Annotated in this window: 1 protein-coding gene; it reads right to left on the bottom strand. The window is 30.8% G+C overall.

What is annotated here, in order from left to right:
• Positions 1 to 108 precede the first annotated feature (108 nt).
• On the bottom strand, positions 109 to 1122 hold the full coding sequence (locus F6K40_RS40245; RefSeq protein WP_293145953.1) for an IS701 family transposase: 1014 nt from the start codon (positions 1120 to 1122) through the stop codon (positions 109 to 111).
• Between the last annotated feature and the right edge of the window lie 200 nt (positions 1123 to 1322).

The following is a 1322-nucleotide window of genomic DNA, read 5'->3' on the forward strand; positions in this document are numbered from 1 at the left end:
CAGGACTTACGCAAAAACGCTATATATAGTGTATGGTAAATAGAGCGATCGCTAAAAAAATCACAACGCTCGCTCAGTATCTCCGATTTTATCTCTATCTATAAAAACTTAAACAACCGTCATTTTAATTGCAGGATATTTGAGTTCATATACTAGATATTTAGATAATAATTGATGTTTTAGCTGATAAATAGTTTTTCCTAGAACATTTGCCATTTTTTTCAAATGATTCCACACCAACATAGCACAAGCAATGTGATTTTTTTGAATTTTTGCCCGACGACATTGGCAAAATTCTAGCCCTGTTAGTTGTTTTATTTCTCTGTGGAATTCTTCTATTTTCCATCTAGTTTGTGACTCAAATTCTACATCATCTTTAGAGGATTGGCTCAAGTCATTAGTAACAATATATTCTGTTCTGTTTGTGGAAACAGTAGCCCAGAATAATTTGACTTTTTTATCTCTAGGAAAACCTTTAATCTTAATAATTTTTCCTGATTCTAATTCCAACTCATTCCATTTTAATTCTTCCAATTTTTGGTATTTTTTTACACCCCCACTATCGTCTACTAAACGATTACTTTTTAACGGACAATAATAAGTTTTACCTAAATTATCTATTAAGGCCATCAGCCTTTGGGTTGCATACCAGCTATCCATTAATACTGTTTGAACTGGTATTTTCTTCTTTTTTACTGCATTAATCATCATATCTTCTACATGATCTATTTTACTCTTTTCATCATTTTCTGGGTTATAAATCCTATAATCTACTATCCAGAAACGTTCTATGTGAGGATTAAAATATAAGCAATTAACTATTCCTATTCCACGCACTACTCTATGTTCATTACCACTATACTGACGACGAACAAGTTCAATTTTTTGGGAATACTTTTTATTAAGAACTGTATCGTCAAAAATTAAATAACCATCTTCAGTAGTTACAATTTCTTCTCTGACATTTTGCCACAAAATCTCTGTTCCTAAATCAATATTTTTCAAGTAACGATTAATTTGATCGTGGCTAACTTTTTCTAGATTGTCAGCCAGGTTTGTAAGAGTGTAATTTTTCTGACTACTTATTAGATACTGACAATATTTTATATAATTAAAGTCCATTAAAACTATTCATAAAAATATATGCTATTTTCAATTATAATAATACCAGATAACCTTGAATATACTCAATCTAATTTTTCATTTCAGTTAATGATAATTTTGTGGCTGTGGCGATCGCTAAGAGGAACTTAGTTTAGATAGCCAATGTACAGAGAACCTTAAGGATTAACACTATATGTAGTGCCCTTGCGTAAGTCCTG

Source organism: Okeania sp. SIO3I5 (assembly GCF_010672085.1).
Taxonomy (GTDB): Bacteria; Cyanobacteriota; Cyanobacteriia; order Cyanobacteriales; family Microcoleaceae; genus Trichodesmium.